The sequence below is a fragment of the Hartmannibacter diazotrophicus genome (assembly GCF_900231165.1).
Taxonomy (GTDB): Bacteria; Pseudomonadota; Alphaproteobacteria; order Rhizobiales; family Pleomorphomonadaceae; genus Hartmannibacter; species Hartmannibacter diazotrophicus.
The window spans coordinates 2,849,096-2,868,730 of the sequence record NZ_LT960614.1; the positions used below are offsets into that span (position 1 = coordinate 2,849,096).

Genomic DNA, 19,635 nt, shown 5'->3' on the forward strand with positions numbered 1-19,635 from the left:
GATCTGCCCCCGGCAGAACGCCAATTGTAATCGTTCTGTCACACGGCTTTCACGGAACTGGCGCAAGCAGAGCCCTCGTTATCGATCTACGATCACGGGGGAGTTCTTATGAGGAAACCAGCCATTTCGCTGCCGCTCGCGGCGACCCTGCTCTGCGCCAGCGCTCTTGCGAGCCACGCCGATCCGGTCTTCAACCGCATCGCGACCTTCCCGGTCACAAGCAACCTGCCTGCGGACAAGCAGGAGAACGAGGCGGTCTCGGAAATCATTTCCGCCAGCGAAGACGGCATGCTGCTCGCCTACACCGACAGCCCCGGCGAGGGCCTCGGTCTCATCGACATCACCGACCCGAAGGCGCCGAAGCCCGCGGGCTATATCGACCTCGGCGGCGAGCCCACCTCCGTGAAGATCATCGGCGACAAGGCTTTCGTCGGCATCGTCACGTCGAAGAGCTACACCGAGCCGTCGGGTCATATCGCGGTCGTCGATCTTGCCGAGAAGAAGATCGTCGCGACCTGCGACCTCGGCGGCCAGCCCGATTCGGTCGGCGCCACCAAGGACGGTGCGTTCCTGGCGGTCGCCATCGAGAACGAGCGCGACGAGGAAGCCGGTGACGGTGGCCTGCCGCAGATGCCGGCCGGCTATGTCACCATCCTGCCCGTGAAGGACGGCATGGCCGACTGCGCCGGCATGAAGAAGGTCGACGTGACGGGGCTTGCCGAAGTTGCCCCCGAAGACCCCGAGCCCGAGTTCGTGTCGATCAACGCCGACGGCAAGATCGTTCTCACCATGCAGGAGAACAACCACCTCGTCATCATCGATGCGGCGACCGGCAAGGTCGAGAACCATTTCTCGGCCGGCAGCGTCGATCTCGACGGCATCGACACCAAGAAGGACGGCAAGATCGAGCTGACCGGCTCGCTCAAGGGCGTTGTCCGCGAGCCCGATGGCGTCGCCTGGATCGACAACGACCGCTTCGTGACCGCCAACGAGGGCGACTGGAAGGGCGGCAGCCGTTCCTTCACCATCTTCAACAAGGATGGGTCGGTCGCCTATGAATCCGGTCCCTCCTTCGAGCGCGAAATCGTCTCGCTTGGCCACTACCCCGACAAGCGCAACAAGAAGGGCGCCGAACTCGAAGGCGTCGATGCCGCCAAATTCGGCGACGACACGCTGATCTTCGTCGGTTCCGAGCGTGCCTCCGTCGTCGGGATTTACAAGGACACCGGCGCCGAGCCCGAATACCTGCAGACCGTCCCCTCGGGCATCGGCCCGGAAGGCATCCTCGCGATCCCCTCGCGCAACCTGCTCGTCACCGCCAACGAAACCGACCTTGTCGAGGATGGCGGCGTGCGCGCCCACGTCATGATCTTCGAGCGCGCCGAGGGAACGCCGGCCTACCCGACGATCCGCTCTGCCAACAACGGCACGGACGCTCCGATCGCCTGGGGCGCCCTTTCCGGTCTTGCCGCCGACAAGGCCGAGGCCGGCAAGCTCTACGCAGTCACCGACAGCTTCTACTCCGCCGCCCCGCGCGTCCTGACCATCGACGCGAACACGTCGCCGGCCATGATCACCGCGGCCACGCTGGTGACCCGTGACGGCAAGGCCGCCGAGAACCTTGACCTCGAAGGCATCGCCATGGCGGAAGACGGCGGCTTCTGGCTCGCGTCGGAAGGCCGCACCGACAAGGACGTCCCGCACGCCCTTCTGCGCACCGATGCCAATGGCGCGATCGTGGAGGAAATCTCCTTCCCCGAGGCCCTGCTCCAGAACGAAATCCGCTACGGCATGGAAGGCGTGACGGTTGTCGGGTCCGGCGATGACGCCACCGTCTGGGTCGCGATCCAGCGCGAGTGGAAGGACGATCCGAAGGGCATGGTCAAGCTCCTCGGCTACAAGCCGTCGACCAAGGCCTGGAGCGCGGCCCACTACCCGCTCGAAAAGTCCGAGAAGGGCTGGGTCGGCCTTTCCGAGATCACCTCGGTCGGCAACGGCAAGGTCATCGTGATCGAACGCGACAACCTGATCGGCTCGGCTGCGAAGATCAAGAAGCTCTACAGCGTCGACCTTGCCTCGGTCACGCCGGCGGAAATCGGCGGCGAACTGCCGGTCGTGCAGAAGACCGAGGTCCGCGACCTGATCCCCGATCTGAAGGCAACCAACGGCTTTGTGGTCGACAAGGTGGAAGGCTTCACCGTGGATGCGGCCGGCAACGGCTACTTCGTCACCGACAACGACGGTGTCGACGACTCCTCCGGCGAGACGATCTTCGGCTCGATCGGACCGATGACCGTCAGCGACTGATCCCTTTCAGATCAGACGTAGCAGACCGAAACGAGCACCGCCGGCAACTCTGCCGGCGGTGTTTGTTTTTGCGATGTAGCCTGCCTTTGGGAGAAGCCTCAGCCCGCCTTTTGGCCCGCGCTGGCGCCGGGCACATCGGCGGCGGCGGACGGTCCGGCTGCACCATCGGTCACCGCCGGGTCGGCCCCGTTCGTATTGGCCGCCGACGGCGTGTCGTTGCCAGGTGCGTTCCGGCTTTCCGGTGAGATGACCGGCACCGCATTGTCGCTGCCGCTGTCGACATACTGGCTGCGATAGTCGGCCAGGAACGTCTTCATGGTGTCGATGCCGGCAATGTTGCTGGCGATCACACCGAACTCATGCCCGCTGGTATCGATTGGGCCGGTCACGAGGTCGAAAATCCCGGCCTTCGGCGAGCCGGCCATCTTCGTCCCGTACTTGTCCCGAAGACGGCCAAGACCGATCTTGTCCTGCGACAGGGCATAGGAGATCGCCGCCTTCAGCACCTCGACCTGTTCGATGTCGGTGAGCGGCACCGTATCGCTCCAGCGCGCACCGAGAACCCGTTCATAGGCTTCGCCCGCCTCCTGATGGCGTTCGGTCTGCCAAAGGGTTTCAGCGGTCAGCCGGTCGGCATCGATGCCCGACAGCGACGAGAGCATTTCGAGGGCAAGGTCGGTCTTGCCCGACATCGCCAGCGCCTTTGCCTCGACGATCCGCCGCTGCCGCTCCACCGTTGCCGGCAGACGCGCCTGGCGGGTGCGCGAGAGCGTCAGCATCGCCCGGTCCGCGCGATGGTCGAGCAACTGCACCATCGCGAGATCGGCCGCGACCTGGGCCCGCGCCACGCCCTTCAGGCGATTTTCCACCTGGTGGTTGAGCAGTTCGGCCGCCTGCTTCAACAGGTCGACGTCGACCAACCGGTTGGCGAGCTTGCGCACCATTTCGTCGCCCCGCCGCCCGATCGGGGTCAGTTCCTTGAAGTCGTAGTAGAGCGCCAGCGCCTTCAGCGGCTCCATCTTGTCGGCTTCGCCATCGAGATAGAGCGAGGCGAAGGCCGCGCTCATCGCAGCATTCATCTGCCGCGTGGTATCGGAGTCGGGATCGACCAGATTGGCTGTCCGCAAGGCTTCGAAGCCGCGCCGGTAGTTGCCGTCCTCGACCGAGTACTGGGCCAGGAGGGCCAGCGTATCCAGTTCGATCTCGTCGCCGCGCCAGGCGTTGGCAAGGCCCTCCAGCCGCTCGATCGCCTGCTTCAGAGTGACCAGCCCCTCGCGGCGCTGGATCTGGACGAGGCGCAATGCGGCTTCCGTCGCCGTCTTGCTGGTGCCGCGCAGGACCACCCTGTTGAGCAGCTTAACCGCATCGCCCGAGCGCGCATTCGCGTCCGCGATGCGGGCATTCACCAGATCGATCCGATCACGGGCGTCGGCGCTGGCGGTGCTCCGGTCGATCTGCCGGATGGCGGAGATCGCCTGGCCGAAGTCATTGGTCTCGACCGCTGCCCGCGCAACCGACAGCAGGAAACGGTTTTGAAGATCGACAGGAAAATTCCCGATGACCGTGCTTCCACGCGGCTCGTTGGCCCTGACCTCGGGATATCGGCGCAGCTCCCCGAGCGCGAGAATGCGCCAGAAGGCCGCCTCCGGGCTCGCCTGCAACTCTTCCGTCCGCAACAGCTTTTCCGCGTCGTCCGGATGGTGCATCAGCACGTCCACGGCGGCCACCATCAACTGATGGTCCGGCTGGTCCTTGTCGTCCGGGCGGATGGACTCGATCATCTTCACCGCCGCCTGGGCCTCGGAGCCGAGTTCGTTGGCAATGTAGAATTTGGCGAGTGTGTTCCACGCCGTGAGCCGGGCGTTGTCGCCCTCGGCCGACGACAGCGCCAGTTCGTATTTCTGCCTCGCCTTCCAGAAGTGCTCGTCGTCCACGGCGTAGTCGGACAGGAGCATGTTCGAGCCGACGGGAATCTCCACGTTGGCCGACTGCAGTTCGCCCATCGCTCCGGCCTGCAGGTTCGGGAAGGACAGCGAGATATTCAGCCCGCCCTTGCGCTCGATCGACACGCTCGAGTTCGGATGGACAACGACATCGAGGTCGTCCACATGCGGCACGAAGGCGAGGCCGTAGGCGGAATTAAGCGCCAGGAATTCCGCGAAGGTCTGGTCCTTGATCAGGCCGCGCGCAGCACCGCCGCCGGTGACGACCTCGAGCCGGTCGCCGATATCCGGATCGAGGATCTGGATCAGCCGCCCCGCCCCCGGATAGGGAATGTCGAGCGCCGAGTCGCCATTGTTGCGAACCGACCGCATGATGGACAGAGGCTGCGTCGGCTGCGTGATCAGGTCGCCGATGGTGACGACCCAATAATTTCCCTCGCTCGAAAGCGTCGCCAGCAACGGATCGACCATTTCGATCCTGAGGGCGCGCGCCCCTTGCGGATTGATCGTCTCGATCCGCTTGGCGATGCCCGCAAGGCCGGCCTGCAACGGCCCGAGTTCGATCGGCATCGGATCGTCGAACACAAGCCAGATCGCGCCGTCCCGGCGGAACAGGGCGGCGTTGACCGGCTTCTGGTAGGCAAACGTCAGGCGATTGAGCGTACCGACGCGCTGGACATTGACCTTCACGGTCGAGTCCTGGAAGCCGGCGTCGGGCTGCTCGGTCCCGGGGTAGTCGATCGCGGGCGTCGGCGGTGCGATCGCCGGCGCCAGTGCCGGATCGAAAAGGTTCGCCGGCGAGGACGCTTCCATACTGGCCGGCGCGGGCGCGGGTTCAGGCGCAGGCGCTGCGGCGGCCTCGCTCACAGGCGCATCCGGCGCCGCGGCGGCCGACTTCGGCGGCATGGTCATCACTTCGGGCGCGGCCGGCGGCGGCATTGTCGCCGGCTCGGCATTTGCCTCGATACCCGTCTGCGCCGGCGCGACGATCATCTGCGTCACGTTCGTCGGCGTATCGCTCTTCAGCGCGTCGTGCAGGGGCTGCAGGGGGCCGTCGGCCTTCGCGCTATCCGGCGGCCCGCTGACATCGACCACATAGGTGTCATCCTCGCGAAATCCGCGAACATCGGCAACGGGCGGCACCGCGATCAGGATCTTCAGCCTGTCGTCGTCCGTCTTCAGCGCCATGATGTCATCGACGAAAGGCGGCAAGGTCGCCTGAAGCGCCGAAAGATCCACGTCCGCATAGCGGTTGAAGGTCAGCGACACCGCCTCCTTCTCGCGCACGAACACCGTGTCGAAGGGCAAATTCCAGCGGAAGACGAAGCGGCTGAAGGTCGGACTGCGGCCAACCTCGATGGACAGTTCCGGTTCCTCGCCCGCGGTCTTGTGACGGCTGGCGTCGCGGAAGGCGCGCAGGGCCGCCTCGGCCCGCTGGGCGAGCTGCGCGATGATTTCCGGCGGCAGGGACGGCGGCAGGCCGCTCCAGTTGGCCGGCAGCAGATCGATGAAAAGCTGCGCGCCCGCCTCCATCGAATGGACCTTGATGCCCTGCATCAGCGCGAAGCGCATGCCGTGTCCGTCAGGATCGGTTCTGGCGACGGGGATATAGGTGCTGAGATGGATCGGAACGTCCCGGACGTCGCCGGCCACCGCATCCTGGAACTCGATGACGAGCACGCCGTTCGACGACGAGACCGAATAGGCCGGCAGTAGTTCCATGTCGTTGAAGGTGAGGACGATCCGTCCGAAACCATCCATCTGCGTCGCTTCGACATCGACCTTGGGCGGAGCGGCCAGGGCAGCGCCGACGGAGAGAAGATGGAGCATGCAAAGGGCCGCGAAAGCGGCCAGCATCCGGTTGAAACCGAAGCAGCGAGCGGCAGGTGCAGGCAAAAGCCCAGCGCTCGCGGCCAGACAACGGCCGCGCCTCCCCCAACCTCTCGGCCAGATATGTCGACGCGCGATGGTGACGAGGCAAGCCGTTACGTCGCCGGGCCTTCTGCCACAACCGCGCCAAATCCACTCGCCGCCCATACACTCTTTCCGACGTCAGATCGATACGCAGATCCAAGTCGGGACACTAGCAACGCTGGCTTAACAGGTTGTTTCGGCCAGCCTCCAAAAAGTGAAGATAAGCGCCTGATCGGAGGGATTTCTTGCCAGGAACGCCGATTACTGTGCGGCCGGACCGATCTTCGGAAGCTCATCGACAGGCGTCGCCGGCTGATCGGGGATCGAATTGGTCGGACCGACGTCCTGGTCGGTGCCGCGAAGAGCGATGGCCGTCGTCATGCGAGCGGCGATCTCAGGCTTCATCTGCGCCAGGATCGCCGACATCTTGCGCGGGTTCATCTGGTCGACGAGCGGCAGCAGAACCTCGAATGAAAGCCCGTCGAAGACCCGCGCTGCATCCTTCGGCTTCATCGCCTCATACATGGTGACGAGGCCCTTCAGCTTGGCGGCATCCTCGGCCTTCTTCATCTCGGCCGAGACGTTGATCTTCGTCTCCAGTTCCTTGAGCTTCTCGACGCGATCGTTGAGGCGCGTTTCCGCAGCCTCCAGCAGCTTGGAGCGCATCTTCATCTGCTCCTCCTGCTGGGAAAGCTCGTCACGCCGCTCGGAGAGATGCTCCAGCAGCTTGGTTTCCGACGTCGATTCCTCGAACTGGACTTCCTCCGGGCGCGTCGTCGAGACGTTGGGCGGCAAGGGCGCCGCACCGCCGGTTCCGTCCGCCGCCTGCTCCATTCCCGCGTCCGGCGGCGCAGCAGCGGCGGGGGCCGAACCGTCCGCCGGTGCATCCATCGCGGGCTCGTCGCCGGCCGCAGGCGTTCCCTCGGCGGCATAGGCGACGGAGGTGTGGGCAATGTTGGTCAGCATCGTCTCGCCCATGGCAAGACCCAGCACCTTCAGCGAAAGCAGCGCCGAAGCCGAGATCATGACGATGGGCAGGAGGCGGATTTCCATCACGCGGCAACCCCGTTGGCGGACTTGCGATAGGTCGCTATCCGCTCCGCGGCGGCCGAGGCCGCCTGCTGCAGGGAGCGCGCGGCCTCGAGACGGTCGGGAACGGCCGGTGCCGGCTTCGGCTCGTACACAGGCGTCCTGATCGCCTCGACCGGCGCCGGCTGAGGCTGGCTACGTTCGTCCCGCATCGCAATCGACGTCGTGTCCACGCCGATCTGCTGGAGACGCGACCCCGGTGTGTTGGAGAGCGAGGCGATGGCTTCGAGCTTCCGCACGACATCGGCGGCAGCCCCCAGACGATGCTCCAGATCACCGTTGAGCGAACCGGACGACTTCAACAGCCGGTCGAGTTCCGAAGCCGCGGTCTCCGCCGCATTCAGCCGGCGCTCGAGTGAGGATGACGTGGTTTCGGCGGCCAGCAGCCTGCGGCCGAGGCTCTGCTCGCAGTCGGAGGCGGTCGCCTTCAACCCCCGGATGGCCCGCTCGGCGATTTCCGTCGCCGTGATCAGCTCCGAGATCGTCGCCCGGAGAACGTTCTCGTCGGCTCTGAGACGCGTCAGCCGCTTGTTGAGGATGTAGCAGTAGACGATGGTCGTCACCAGAAGGCAGGCGACCACGATCTCGATCATCAGTCCGAGGGTGAACTCACTCATGTCTTTTCCAGATCCTGCTGGGCGGCTTTTTCGAAGGCGGCGAGCGTCATTTTCGGCCGGCGCAGCGGTCGGCTGACCTTCACCGACACATGTTCGCCAAAGCGGCCGATGTTTCCGGAGGTGAGATGAATGTCGCCGCATTTGATGGCGATCGGATCATCCGGCTCCACGTCGAAGATCAGCGTCTGGCCGACCTCCAGGTCGAGCACCATCGAGAGCGGCAGTTCCTCCTCGACCATGACGGCGTCGACGTCGAGGTCGGCGTGGAAGATTTCCGTTGCAAGGTGCCCTTCCCAGACCGGATCGCGGCCGAACTTTTCACCCATGAACATCTGCAGCAGCAGGTCACGGATCGGCTCGATCGTGGCGTAGGGCAGCAGCATTTCCACCTTGCCGCCGCGATCTTCCATGTCGACGCGGAACTCCACCAGGATGGCGGCGTTGGCCGGGCGGGAAATCGCCGCAAAGCGCGGGTTCGTTTCCAGACGCTCCAGAGTGAAGTCGATCGGCGTCAGCGGCGCGAAGGCCTTGCTGGCATCGGCCAGGATGATCTCGATCATCCGGCGCACGAGGTTGGTCTCGATCGTCGTATAGGGTCGGCCCTCGACGCGGATCGCCGCCGTGCCGCGCCCGCCGCCGAGCAGGACGTCGATGATCGAATAGATGAGGCTGGAATCGACGGTGATGAGACCGAAGTTGTCCCATTGCTCCGCCTTGAAGACGGCAAGGATCGCCGGCAGCGGGATCGAGTTGATGTAGTCGCCGAACCGGACCGACGAAATGGAATCGAGTGAGACTTCGACGTTGTCGGAGGTGAAGTTGCGCAAGGACGTCGTGGTCTCGCGCACGAGGCGGTCGAACACGATTTCGAGCATCGGCAGGCGTTCGTAGGACACCAGCGCCGAGTTGATCAGCGCGCGGATACCGTTCTGCTCGTTGGAGATATGGTCGTCGAGATTGAAGCCGAGGAGGTTGTCGATTTCCTCCTGGTTCAGGATACGGTCGGCGCCGCGCGTTTCTTCCTCGGCCTCGTCGTCGCCGTCGTCGATCATGGCGGCCCATTGCGCCGCCATTTCCTCGCCGCCTTCGACGCCCTGCTCTTCCAGGGCCGCGCCCCAGTCCGCGGCGAGATCGTCGTCGTCGTCGTCGCCCGCACCTTGCTCGGCGAGTGCCGCGCCCCAGTCGGCGTTGAGATCGTCTTCGTCGGCCATCCTGCCCCGCCCGCCGTTACTGAATGAGAATGTTCTTGAAGAGGACGTCGTCGATGCGGGCCGGATAGACCGCCCGATTGATGCGCCGCTGCAGTTCCTCCTTCATGCGGAACATGCCCGCCGAGCCCTGAAGGTCGGTCACCCGAAGTTCGCGCAGATAAACCTGAAAAGCATCGAGCACACGCGGCAGGTTGGGCTCGATCTTGGCGATCATCGCCTGCTCGGGCACCTCCAGCGACACCTGGATCTTGATGAAGGAGGACCGCTGCGAATTACCGTTGGTCAGATTCACCGTCATTTCCGGCAGGTCGTAATAGAAGACGGGCTTGACCTGCTCGACATCCGCGGCCTGCTCTTCCGGCATGGGCTCCGAACCGCCCGACAGCATGAAGTAGGCGCCCGCGCCGCCGCCGATGAGCAGGACGGCTGCCGCCCCGCCGATCATGATCAGTTTCTTCTTCTTGCCCGCGCCGCCGTTTTCCTCAGCCGCGCCATCGGCCGCTGCCGCATCAGTCATAGGGTACCCAATTCCATCTGCCGGGCTGAAAGGACGCCCGATTCCGCTCAAGGTCGATTTCAGGCCTTAATGGTTAACGTTTGGTTTACCTTTGCCGCCAGACGGCAATTTTTGCCGGCCAGAATTGCCGAAACGTCAATTTCTGCCGCCTGCCCCGATCGACATAAACCATACAAGTCATTGTTATTTATCGATTTCCATTGTTGGCACGCAAGCTGCTCATTAACCATCGACTGCCGCGCTGGGGAGCGCCGGCAATCAGCACATGGGGAAAGCCACGATGGAATCCGCAACGCTTGTGGCGTTGTCGCGGCAGATGTCTTTGCAGCGCAAGCTTGACGTCATCGCCGACAATATCGCCAACATCACCACGGACGGCTTCAAGCGCCAGTCGCTGAGCTTCGAAGAGCACGTGATGCCGAAGGCGCGGGCCTCGTCCTTCGAGGCCGGCGACCAGATGAACTCCTTCGTGTCGGACTGGACGACGACGACCGACTTCTCGTCCGGCGACATCGAGCAGACCGGCAATGAGCTGGATGTGGCCATCGAGGGCAATGCCTTCTTCGCCGTCCAGACACCGAATGGCGAACGCTACACGCGTGCCGGCAATTTCCGCATCGACAACACCGGCACGCTGATCAACGCATCCGGCTTTCCGGTTCTCGGCGACGGCGGCCCGATCCGCTTCGAGAACAACGAGGTCGGTGTCGAGATCGGAACGGACGGCGCCATCGCGTCGAGCACGGGCCCGAAGGGCAAGCTGCGCATCGTCAGCTTCGACGACGACCGCCTTCTGCAGAAGGAAGGCGAAAACCTCTACACCTCGACGACGGCGACCATCCAGCCGACGACGACCGCCCGGGTCATGCAGGGCGCCATCGAGCGCTCCAACGTCTCCGGCGTCACCGAAATCAGCCGCATGATTGAAGTCAGTCGCTCTTACCAGCAGGTGAGCAGCATCATGCGGGCGCAGAACGAGCTTCAGTCGCGTGCGATTGACACGCTCGGCAGCCTGCGGGCCTGAACGGCAAGGAACACCACGTCATGAAGGCACTCAACGTCGCCGCCACGGGCATGATGGCCCAGGAAACCAACGTCAACGTGATCGCGAACAACATCGCGAACATGCGCACGACCGGCTACAAGCGCCAGCGCGCCGATTTCCAGGACCTTTTCTACCAGAACCTCCGCCGCCAGGGCTCCCAGACGTCAGATGCCGGAACAGTCGTCCCGGCCGGCGTGCAGGTCGGCTCGGGCGTTCGTGTCGTGGCAACGCCCCGCATCATGAGCCAGGGCGACATCGAGCAGACGGACAAGGAAACGGATCTCGCCATTCGCGGCGAGGGCTTCTTCATCGTCGACATGCCCGACGGCCGCACGGGCTACACCCGCGACGGCAGCTTCGAACTCGACGCCACCGGCACGATCGTGACCGAGGACGGCTACACGATCTCGCCCGGCATCGTGGTCCCGACCAACGCCACGGGCCTGACCATCAGCCAGGTCGGCGTCGTCCAGGCCACCATCGGCAACGACACGTCGCCCACCGTCCTCGGACAGCTCCAGCTTGCCCGGTTCATCAACAAGGCCGGCCTCGAGGCCATCGGCGACAACCTCTATCTGCAGACCGACGCCAGCGGCGAAGCGCAGGTTGCCAACCCCGGCGACGAAGGCTACGCCACGCTGCTCCAGAACCACCTGGAGACCGCGAACGTCGTTCCCGTCACGGAACTCTCCACCCTCATCTCGGCCCAGCGCGCCTATGAGATGAACTCTCGCGTCATCAAGGCCGCCGACGAGATGCTCTCGTCGACGTCGAACATGGGCTGAGGAGACAGACGATGACCAGATCCGTTCTCTTCCGCCTTGCCTGCGCGAGCGTGCTCGGCGGTGCTCTGGCGGCCTTCATCGCCCACCCGGCCGATGCCTCCGCCCGCCTGAAGGAGACCGTCCTCGTCAGCGGCAGAGTCGTCACTCTCGGGGACCTCTTCGACGATGCCGGCGACCTTGCCGCCAAGCCGGTCTTCCGCGCCCCCGATCCGGGCGTTGCCGGCGCCCTCTCGGCCAGGGACGCCCTTGCCGCCGCGGCCGCCGCCGGTCTCGCCGACACCGACGCGGACGGATTGACCACGATCACGGTCGAGCGTCGCAGCCAGACGGTCGATGCGTCGATGCTGGCCGATGTCGTGACCGAGGCGCTGGCGCTTCGGCTTGGCGCCCGTCAGTCCGACCTCGACGTCGCCTTCGATGTCACGCCCCAGACGATGGCGGTCGCCGCCGACGGCTACGAGGCGCCCCGCCTTCAGGGGCTCAGCTACCAGCCATCCTCCGGCCGCTTCTCCGGCGAAATCCTCATCAATGCCGGCGCGCACGAGCGCACCCTGCCGGTGACCGGCGTCGTCGCCGAGATGGTCGAGGTTGCCGTCCTCGGCCACTCGGTCAATCGCGGCGACATCGTCAATCGCTCCGATCTTGAAACCACCCGGATGGATCGCCGCCGTGTCGCGCGCGACGCCATCTCCTCGACGGACCGGATCATCGGCCTTGCGGCCCGCCGCACCCTGCGGGCCGGCGATGCCCTGACGTCCTCGGACTTCGAGGAGCCGAAGCTCGTCGCTCGCAACAGCCTCGTGACCGTCAACTACAACAAACCGGGGCTGACCCTGTCGGCCCGCGGCCGGGCCCTTGCCGACGGCGCGCGCGGTGACCTTGTCAGTGTCCTCAACGAACAGTCCCGCCGCGTGATCCACGGCATCGTGACCGGCCCCGGCGAAATCGAGATCGCCGCCGAGCCGATCACCACCGCCGCCAACGAGACCGCCATCGCTGCGAAGGATGCCGTCCAATGACCACGATCATCATGCAACGCCTCGCCCTCGGCGCGATGCTCCTGGGCCTTGGCGCCTGCGGCAATGCCATCGACCGCCTCAAGTCGGTCGGCGAGGCCCCGGCCCTGTCGGCGATCGAGGACCCGACCACCCAGGCCGGCTACCGTCCGGTCCAGATGCCGATGCCGCAGGTCGAGCCGGTGCAATACAGCCCGAACTCGCTCTGGCAGTCCGGTTCGCGCACCTTCTTCAAGGATCAGCGCGCCCGCAGCGTCGGCGACATCCTCACCGTCAAGGTGCGCATCGCCGACAACGCCAAGCTCGCCAACAAGACCGACCGCAGCCGCTCCGGCAGCGATGACCTGGCTCTCAATGGCGCCATTGGCAACTCGATCATCAACGCCCTGCCCGGCGACGCGTCCGCCGATGCCATCATCGGCAACGAGAGCACCTCGTCGTCGAGCGGATCGGGCACCATCAACCGCTCCGAGGCCGTCACCACCGACGTCGCCGCGGTCGTGACCCAGGCCCTTCCCAACGGCAATCTGGTGATCGAGGGGCGTCAGGAAGTGCGCGTGAACTTCGAGATGCGCCAGCTGATCATCGCCGGCGTGGTCCGCCCGGAAGACATCGGCGCCGACAACACGATCGACAGTTCCAAGATCGCCGAAGCCCGCTTCGCTTATGGCGGCAAGGGCCAGATCACCGACCTGCAGCAGCCGCGCTACGGCCAGCAGGTGATGGACATCCTCCTGCCCTTCTAAGGCAGGACAGGAAAAACGAGAGCCGGGCATCCCTGCCCGGCTCGGCAAGAGCTTCCCGAAGACAAATCAGGACAGTTCCCCACGGAAGGCCCGCCGCAGCTCCCCAATCGCGACACCTTCCGTAATGCCGCCGCCCGACGGGGCGCCCCCATCGCTCCCAAGGACGGCGTCAGACGGACGCGGTGCCCCCTGCGCCCCCATCGCAGGAAAGCACCGCGTCCGTTGCTTTTTGGCAGGATCGTATCGGGGAAGGCGGCTCTCAGGCCAGGGCCCGGTCCTTCGACAGAAGCCGGAGGGAAGCGTCGTGATAGCGGCGGATCATGTCCTCGGTGCAATAGCCGCTATCGAGGAAACGTTGCCGCCCCTTTTCGGCGACCGCGCGCCGCTTCTCCGCCGTACAGGCGACGACCACATTGCGCAGGTCGTCCGGATCGCCCGGCCGGCAGTAGAGGACCTCGCCCTCGTCGAAATAGGTCGGCACACCGCCCGTCCGGCTCGAAACGACGCAGCCTCCCATGGCTGCCGCCTCAAGCGCGACCGTGATGCCGGAATACTTGTTCTCGCGCATCGGAACGACCGTGAAATCGGCCCATTCGTAAAGGTCCTTGAACTCGGCCATGGTCGGATTGCGGGGCAGCCGGACATTGTCGAAGGCGGCAACATCGGCATCCCTGACCTTGTTGCTCACGATGACGAGCTCGAAACGCGGATCGCCGGCGAAGGCCGCCAGCACCGTCGGCCAGTCCCGCGTCGGATCGTTGCCGGCCGCAACGATGCGGATCGCAGAATGCTCGGTCTCGTCCCGTGGCCGCGTCGGAACGAAGGTCGCGCAGGAAATGCCGAAATACATGAGCTCGGTGCGGGCATCCGGCACGAATTCGGCGGCGATCGGCAGATAGTTCCGGCTGTGGACGGTGAGCAGGTCGACACGCCGGATCAGCCGGCGGTAGAGCCAGCGGCGCAGCGGCCCGAAATGCTCCAGATGCTCGAAGAGCCAGACATTGTTGCCAATGATCGCCGGGCGGCGCTTGCGGCCTGTCAGGATGCACAGCGCCGCGACGGCAAGATAGTCGCTGTCGATCATCGTCCAGACAACGTCGGCCTCCAGAATGGCCTTGCGGTTGTGCCAGGCGTGGAGGAAATCGAGGCCGGCAGCCCTGCGGATCGCACGCCGGATGACACTTCCGAGGCGCCCCTCGTCCCGGTCGCGGGAGAAGGTCACCTCCTTCTCGAACTGTCTTGCGTGGTGGAAACCGTAGGGAGCAACGTCCGCAACGAGCCCGGCTGCATGGCGAGCCGCATATTTCTCCGCATCGAGGCCGTAGTTGAGCTGGACGTGAATGCGCAAAGATGTCGTCTCCCCCGATCCCGTGCGCAGACGAGCGCATGCGGATGACGTCGTGTCCGGAAACCCCATTGATCGAGGCGATTGTGGTGATCAGGTGATCCCGGCGCGATTTAGCAGCGGATGAGCGCGGAATTTATGCGCAACACCCGTGACCATCGTACGGATCATAGTAGGAAATGAAATCCGTGCAGCCCAACCGGCACGAAATATAGGATTTTGCTGGGAAATGACGTTGCGCTTGCCGGTCAGAGTCTCGTCGATGCCGTCCGGGGGCAATGCTGCAATGGAGCGCCTCCCGGCCGGTCACTCCAACTGGCGAACGACCGGACCGCTAGGCAGTGCAATCAAGGCGACCTGCCCCACGGAGGGGCGTGACATCGACCGAAGCCATAAGCCTCGACGGACGGCCCGTCAGAATCATCCGTTCAGGGCCATCCGTGACGAAGGCGTGGAACCAGTGAAAACCTAGTCGTCCCGATAGACACGCTCGCGGCGCTCGTGACGCTCCTGGGCTTCGATCGACAGGGTCGCGATCGGACGGGCATCGAGACGCTTCAGCGAAATCGGCTCGCCGGTATCCTCGCAATAACCATAGCTGCCGTCCTCGATGCGCTTCAGCGCCGCGTCGATCTTGGAGATCAGCTTGCGCTGGCGATCCCGCGCCCGCAATTCGATCGCACGATCGGTTTCGGACGATGCACGATCGGCCATATCGGGCAGATTGCTGTTTTCGTCCTGGAGATGCTGCAGCGTCTCCTTGCTTTCCTTCAGGATGTCATCCTTCCAGTCGAGCAGCTTGCGGCGAAAATACTCTCTCTGCCGTTCGTTCATGAACGGCTCATCTTCGGACGGGCGATAGTCGCGGGAAAGCTCAATCAACATCAGACAGTCTCTCCAAGGGCTCCGCAGGAGGCGGGACTATAAATGTGGGTGCCACGCTCCACAACGTTAAATCAACATCCGTGCCAAGTTAAACCAGGCCGTTTTTATCCCTGTTTTCCCATGTCAGAAAGCATCATTTTCTCAAGGATTTGTGACAATGGTCGCTGGGACGCGGCAAACAGGCGGTAATTCGCCTAATCCACAAAGCGTCCCATTTTGGCAAGCTCCACCTTGGCTCTCAACTCGATATCGTCCAGCAGCGCCTCCAGATCGGGGGCCTCCTCGTCGCGCTCACCCCGCTGGCCGAGAAGCTCGGTCAGCGTCGCCAGGCTGTCCTCGGGCACAGAGCCTTCCAGAAGTCCGATACGCAGGCTTTCCAGCTTGTCCAGCAGCGCATGGCCGCGCTTGAGCGCCTTGCGGCGGTCCGGCTTTTCGGACGGCAGGGCCTGCAGCGCGATCAGGGCGTCGAGACCCGCGAGAGGCTGGGAAGGCATGCCGCCGCCGGCAGCGCGCGGAGCTGATTCGCCGGTCGTCGGCGTGAAGGTGGCATTGCCGGAACCGGCCGACTTCGCGCCGGACGTGGACGAGGTCACGGAGGGCCTGGAAGGGCCGGTGATTCTCATGGCTGATCCATCTGCTTCCATACCGGCTCTGAACCCGGCAGGTCCGTAGGGTCGTCTCGATACCGCCAGCACAAGGCTGTCGCATTGCGGTGGCCAGCCGCCCCGACTCACGAGCGGCGGACCCTACTCTACTTGCCGAATGGACTGCGCCCAAAGAGTTAATGACTTGCTAACAGCCCGGCAAAGTCTGCCGACCGGCAGGGAGTCGTTGCCGGGTCAGGCGGACCGGCATGCCGGCCACGCAGCGCCGCCATATGGCTAAGATACTGCAACGACTGCAATATTCATCCATCGACCAAACTGGCCCACCCCTTGCGACACCGCTGCGGGGACCTCTTGCATGTTGGGGAATATGCAGATGCATCGCTTAATGGGGATCGCGATCGCAGTGGCCGTTCTTGCCGTTCATACGGCAGAGGCTGCGTCGCGCATCAAGGACATCGTCGATATCGAGGGTGTCCGTGAAAATCAGTTGATCGGCTACGGTCTCGTCGTCGGCCTTCAGGGCACGGGCGACGGGCTCAACAATGCGCCGTTCACCAGACAGAGCATCCAGGCGATGCTGGAACGTCTCGGCGTCAACGTTCGCGACGCCAACATGCGTACGGCCAACACGGCTGCGGTCATGGTCACGGCCAAATTGCCGGCCTTTGCGACGCAGGGAACGCATATCGACGTCTCCGTCAGCGCGCTCGGCGATGCCAAGAGCCTGCAGGGCGGAACCTTGCTCGTCACGCCCCTGCTCGGCGCCGACGGCGAGGTCTACGCGATCGCCCAGGGCTCGCTGGCAATCGGTGGCTTCACAGTCCAGGGGGATGCGGCCTCCATCACGCGCGGCGTTCCGACATCGGGGCGCATCTCCAATGGCGCCGTGATCGAACGGGAGATCGAGTTCAAGCTGGCGGCGATGCATTCGGTGCGCCTGTCGCTGCGCAACCCCGACTTCACGACCGCCCGCCGCATTGCCCTTGCTGTCAACGACCTGATCGGTTCGACGGTTGCCGAACCCACCGATCCGGCGACCGTCAAGCTGACGCTGCCGAAGAATTTCGACGGCAACATCGTCGACCTTTTGACGGACGTGGAGCAGCTCTTCGTCGAGCCGGACCTGCCGGCCAAGGTCGTGATCGACGAATCGACCGGCATCATCGTCATGGGCCAAGACGTGCGCGTCTCCACCGTCGCCGTCGCGCAAGGCAATCTGACGGTGCTCGTCACCGAAGACCCGACGGTGTCGCAGCCGGCCCCGTTCAGCGACGGGCAAACCGTGGTCGTGCCGCGCAGCCAGGTGCAGGTCCAGCAGGACGGCCAGGAGAAGAAGCTCGCCGTCGTCAAGACCGGCATCACCTTGCGCGAACTCGTCGACGGGCTGAACGCCCTCGGACTCGGGCCGCGCGACCTCATCTCGATCCTGCAGTCGATCAAGACCGCGGGCGCCCTTCAGGCCGACATCGAGGTGATGTGATGACGGACATGTCGAGCGCCCTCGCCTATCGCGCCGCCGCGAACATCGCGGCGGCCGACAAGGCAAAGCTGAGCGAGCCCGCCACGGTCGAGGCCAAGGCGATGCATCAGGCCCAGCAGTTTGAATCGATGTTCCTCTCGACCTATCTGAAAACGATGTTCCAGGAAGTCGGCAACGACCCGACGCTGATCGGCGGCACGGGGTCCGAGAGCTGGAAGGAACTGTTGATCGACGAATACGGAAAGAGTTTCGCGGCGCGCGGCGGCATCGGCCTCGCCGAGCCGATCGCCAACCAGTTGATCAAGATGCAGGAGGCATCACAGCCATGACCATGAGCGGACAGGACCGGAACGGCCAGTCGCCGCGCTATCAGCCCATCACCTCGTCGAGCGACGCGCAGAACCTGATCGCGGCCTTTTCCAATTCCATGACCCAGCTTTCCGACCTTCTGGAGCGAGAGGCCGACCTGGTGCGCTCGGGCAAGTTGAAGGCCGCCGGCGAACTGGCGAGCGTGAAGCAGGAAATGGCAGGGACCTACGTCAACCTGATGCTTGAGACCAAGGCTCAGGTCGAAAAGCTCGGTCAGTACGCCCCCGTTCAGGTGCAGAAGCTGCGCAAGCAGCACCACCTCTTCAAGGCCAACCTCCAGGTCAACATGGCCGTCATCGCGACGGCCCACGAGATCGCCGAGGATCTGATGCGCCAGACGGCCCGCGCCGTGGAGAAGACCAATCGCCCGCAGCTCTATGGCGCCCCCATGATGCCCCAGAGCGCGCGCGCCGCAGACGGCGCCTGCGGCATCGCCTTCGACCAGAGCCTCTGACCGCCACGCGGCCCCCGGCTGCCGGGACCGAAACAGGTTGCCCGAAAAACGACCTGTTTCGGATCGCGGCAGGGGCTCGTTAATCTTTGGCTGCCATCTTGCCGGCGGCCGCAAGGCAACGAATCGAAGCATGCATGCAAGCTGCAGCATGCCCATCGGTCACCGGCTCTCATCCGCACAATTGAAAACGACCGAATCGATAAAATTGTATCGATTTTCGGAACGAGACCTTTATTTGCCTCCGCTAAGCTTCCCGTCGGCAAGGAATATTTGCCAAGGACTTTGAGGAAGACAGAGGCAGACCGCAACACGGCCCCGATGCGGGCCAATTCGTGCAAGCCACCGCTTTTCTCCAAGGTCCATCCCATGCTCTAGAAGAGAGGATGCAGAGATGGAACTCGGCAGCGTCAGACCGGTGATCGCCGGCGTGACCGTGCCGACCCCCCGGGACATTCAGCCCGACCGCAACGCCGTCGCGACAGAACTTTCCGCCCGGGAGGTTGTTACACAGGTCGAAGACACAGATCCCTCGAACGCTTATGACGAACGTCAGCAGGTCGGTGCGCCGACCGTCGCTTCGGCGTCGACGTCGCAAGGCAGCTCCGGGAACTCGAGAGGGTCCAACTACGCCGAACGTCCAGTCGAGCGTACGGTCGTCGAGGACGATCGCACCAACGAACTCGTCTACAAGAAGATTGACTTGCAGTCCGGTAACGTCATTCAGCAGGTTCCCGAGGAATCGGTCCTGAGGATGCGCGCGATCATGCAGGCCTGGGGGGAGGCTCCCCCGTCCGCCAGTACCGCTGCCTTCGACCTGACTGCCTGAACCGGACCAAATCCGGGACAGGCGGCCTCGCGAAGGCAGAGGTGGGACCGGGTTCCCCCGGATTTCGCCCACGGCCGAAGGCCTTGCGCATTTTCGCGGCCCGAGAGGGACGAAAATGCAATGGACCGCCGCAGAAATGCAGGACGGCAGGGTGCCGTTCGCCCACACAGCCAATGCCGGCAGGCCTCCCCTGCCCGATCGTCCCTGGCTCGCTATGGCGCGCCGGGCCGTTGCCGCTGGCCGCACCAATTGCGGCATGACGCCTGCGGCAATATTTCCGCACCCAAAATTGGATATAACCAAACATTAATTGCGATGCGTTTTGCAAATTTCATGGTTAACGCAGCGTGAATAAAATAATTATTTACCACGTACAAGCTTAATTGCCATTTACTTATTCAATTTACGTCTTGTAATTCTTTCCCGCCCTAAGTTGCGACACCGACCAGAAGGTTGGAGCACTCAAGAATGAGTGCAG

Annotated in this window: 17 protein-coding genes; 9 read left to right on the forward strand and 8 right to left on the reverse strand. The window is 64.0% G+C overall.

What is annotated here, in order from left to right:
• Positions 1 to 108: 108 nt before the first annotated feature.
• Entirely contained in the window at positions 109 to 2,307 is a 2,199-nt protein-coding gene (locus HDIA_RS13395; RefSeq protein ID WP_099556620.1) for an esterase-like activity of phytase family protein, read from the forward strand.
• Between the two features lie 98 nt (positions 2,308 to 2,405).
• Here HDIA_RS13395 and HDIA_RS13400 read toward each other — a convergent pair whose 3' ends face one another.
• The 5 genes from HDIA_RS13400 to HDIA_RS13420 form a co-directional block, all read right to left on the reverse strand.
• On the reverse strand, positions 2,406 to 6,107 hold the full coding sequence (locus HDIA_RS13400) for a tetratricopeptide repeat protein (protein WP_099556621.1): 3,702 nt from the start codon (positions 6,105 to 6,107) through the stop codon (positions 2,406 to 2,408).
• Positions 6,108 to 6,425: 318 nt separating this feature from the next.
• The gene (locus HDIA_RS13405) at positions 6,426 to 7,217 is read right to left on the reverse strand and encodes a MotE family protein (RefSeq protein ID WP_157775609.1); all 792 of its coding nucleotides are present in this window, start codon (positions 7,215 to 7,217) and stop codon (positions 6,426 to 6,428) included.
• The gene (locus HDIA_RS25980; protein WP_281259945.1) at positions 7,217 to 7,870 is read right to left on the reverse strand and encodes a DUF6468 domain-containing protein; all 654 of its coding nucleotides are present in this window, start codon (positions 7,868 to 7,870) and stop codon (positions 7,217 to 7,219) included. Before HDIA_RS25980 ends, HDIA_RS13405 begins: the two co-directional genes overlap by 1 nt.
• Entirely contained in the window at positions 7,867 to 9,081 is a 1,215-nt protein-coding gene (fliM, locus tag HDIA_RS13415) for a flagellar motor switch protein FliM (protein WP_099556623.1), read from the reverse strand. Before fliM ends, HDIA_RS25980 begins: the two co-directional genes overlap by 4 nt.
• A 16-nt stretch (positions 9,082 to 9,097) precedes the next feature.
• Positions 9,098 to 9,598 carry a flagellar basal body-associated FliL family protein gene (locus HDIA_RS13420; RefSeq protein ID WP_099556624.1) on the reverse strand — a complete coding sequence of 167 codons (501 nt, stop codon included), beginning with the start codon at positions 9,596 to 9,598 and terminating at the stop codon, positions 9,098 to 9,100.
• Between the two features lie 280 nt (positions 9,599 to 9,878).
• Here HDIA_RS13420 and flgF point away from each other — a divergent pair, with 280 nt between their 5' ends.
• Genes flgF through flgH form a run of 4 tightly spaced genes read left to right on the forward strand, consistent with a single transcriptional unit; the run spans position 9,879 to position 13,190 of the window.
• Positions 9,879 to 10,622, forward strand: coding sequence for a flagellar basal-body rod protein FlgF (gene flgF / locus HDIA_RS13425; protein WP_157775613.1), 744 nt, complete (start codon positions 9,879 to 9,881; stop codon positions 10,620 to 10,622).
• Between the two features lie 20 nt (positions 10,623 to 10,642).
• Positions 10,643 to 11,428 carry a flagellar basal-body rod protein FlgG gene (gene flgG, locus HDIA_RS13430; protein WP_099556626.1) on the forward strand — a complete coding sequence of 262 codons (786 nt, stop codon included), beginning with the start codon at positions 10,643 to 10,645 and terminating at the stop codon, positions 11,426 to 11,428.
• 11 nt (positions 11,429 to 11,439) lie between these two features.
• Positions 11,440 to 12,447, forward strand: a complete 1,008-nt coding sequence (gene flgA, locus HDIA_RS13435) for a flagellar basal body P-ring formation chaperone FlgA (RefSeq protein WP_099556627.1) — start codon at positions 11,440 to 11,442, stop codon at positions 12,445 to 12,447.
• A complete protein-coding gene (gene flgH / locus HDIA_RS13440; protein ID WP_099556628.1) occupies positions 12,444 to 13,190 on the forward strand; it encodes a flagellar basal body L-ring protein FlgH in 747 nt (248 codons plus the stop codon). The genes flgA and flgH overlap by 4 nt, the downstream gene beginning before the upstream one ends.
• Positions 13,191 to 13,449: 259 nt before the next feature.
• On the opposite strand, the gene HDIA_RS13445 is transcribed toward flgH, so the two are convergent.
• The 3 genes from HDIA_RS13445 to HDIA_RS13455 form a co-directional block, all read right to left on the reverse strand.
• On the reverse strand, positions 13,450 to 14,538 hold the full coding sequence (locus HDIA_RS13445) for a glycosyltransferase family 4 protein (protein ID WP_157775616.1): 1,089 nt from the start codon (positions 14,536 to 14,538) through the stop codon (positions 13,450 to 13,452).
• Between the two features lie 465 nt (positions 14,539 to 15,003).
• Positions 15,004 to 15,420 carry an RNA polymerase-binding protein DksA gene (gene dksA / locus HDIA_RS13450; protein ID WP_099556630.1) on the reverse strand — a complete coding sequence of 139 codons (417 nt, stop codon included), beginning with the start codon at positions 15,418 to 15,420 and terminating at the stop codon, positions 15,004 to 15,006.
• Between the two features lie 194 nt (positions 15,421 to 15,614).
• Positions 15,615 to 16,043: a flagellar assembly protein FliX gene (locus HDIA_RS13455; RefSeq protein ID WP_157775619.1), complete on the reverse strand. Its 429-nt coding sequence runs from the start codon at positions 16,041 to 16,043 to the stop codon at positions 15,615 to 15,617.
• Between the two features lie 352 nt (positions 16,044 to 16,395).
• Here HDIA_RS13455 and HDIA_RS13460 point away from each other — a divergent pair, with 352 nt between their 5' ends.
• The 4 genes from HDIA_RS13460 (at position 16,396) to HDIA_RS13475 (ending at position 19,157) form a co-directional block, all read left to right on the forward strand.
• Complete coding sequence (locus tag HDIA_RS13460) at positions 16,396 to 17,508, forward strand: flagellar basal body P-ring protein FlgI (RefSeq protein ID WP_099556632.1); 1,113 nt, start codon at positions 16,396 to 16,398, stop codon at positions 17,506 to 17,508.
• Positions 17,508 to 17,837 (forward strand): rod-binding protein, encoded by a 330-nt coding sequence (locus HDIA_RS13465; protein WP_099556633.1) that lies wholly within the window; start codon positions 17,508 to 17,510, stop codon positions 17,835 to 17,837. The genes HDIA_RS13460 and HDIA_RS13465 overlap by 1 nt, the downstream gene beginning before the upstream one ends.
• On the forward strand, positions 17,834 to 18,331 hold the full coding sequence (locus HDIA_RS13470) for a flagellar protein FlgN (RefSeq protein ID WP_099556634.1): 498 nt from the start codon (positions 17,834 to 17,836) through the stop codon (positions 18,329 to 18,331). Before HDIA_RS13465 ends, HDIA_RS13470 begins: the two co-directional genes overlap by 4 nt.
• Positions 18,332 to 18,722: 391 nt before the next feature.
• Positions 18,723 to 19,157: a hypothetical protein gene (locus HDIA_RS13475; protein WP_099556635.1), complete on the forward strand. Its 435-nt coding sequence runs from the start codon at positions 18,723 to 18,725 to the stop codon at positions 19,155 to 19,157.
• The last annotated feature ends 478 nt before the right edge of the window (positions 19,158 to 19,635 follow it).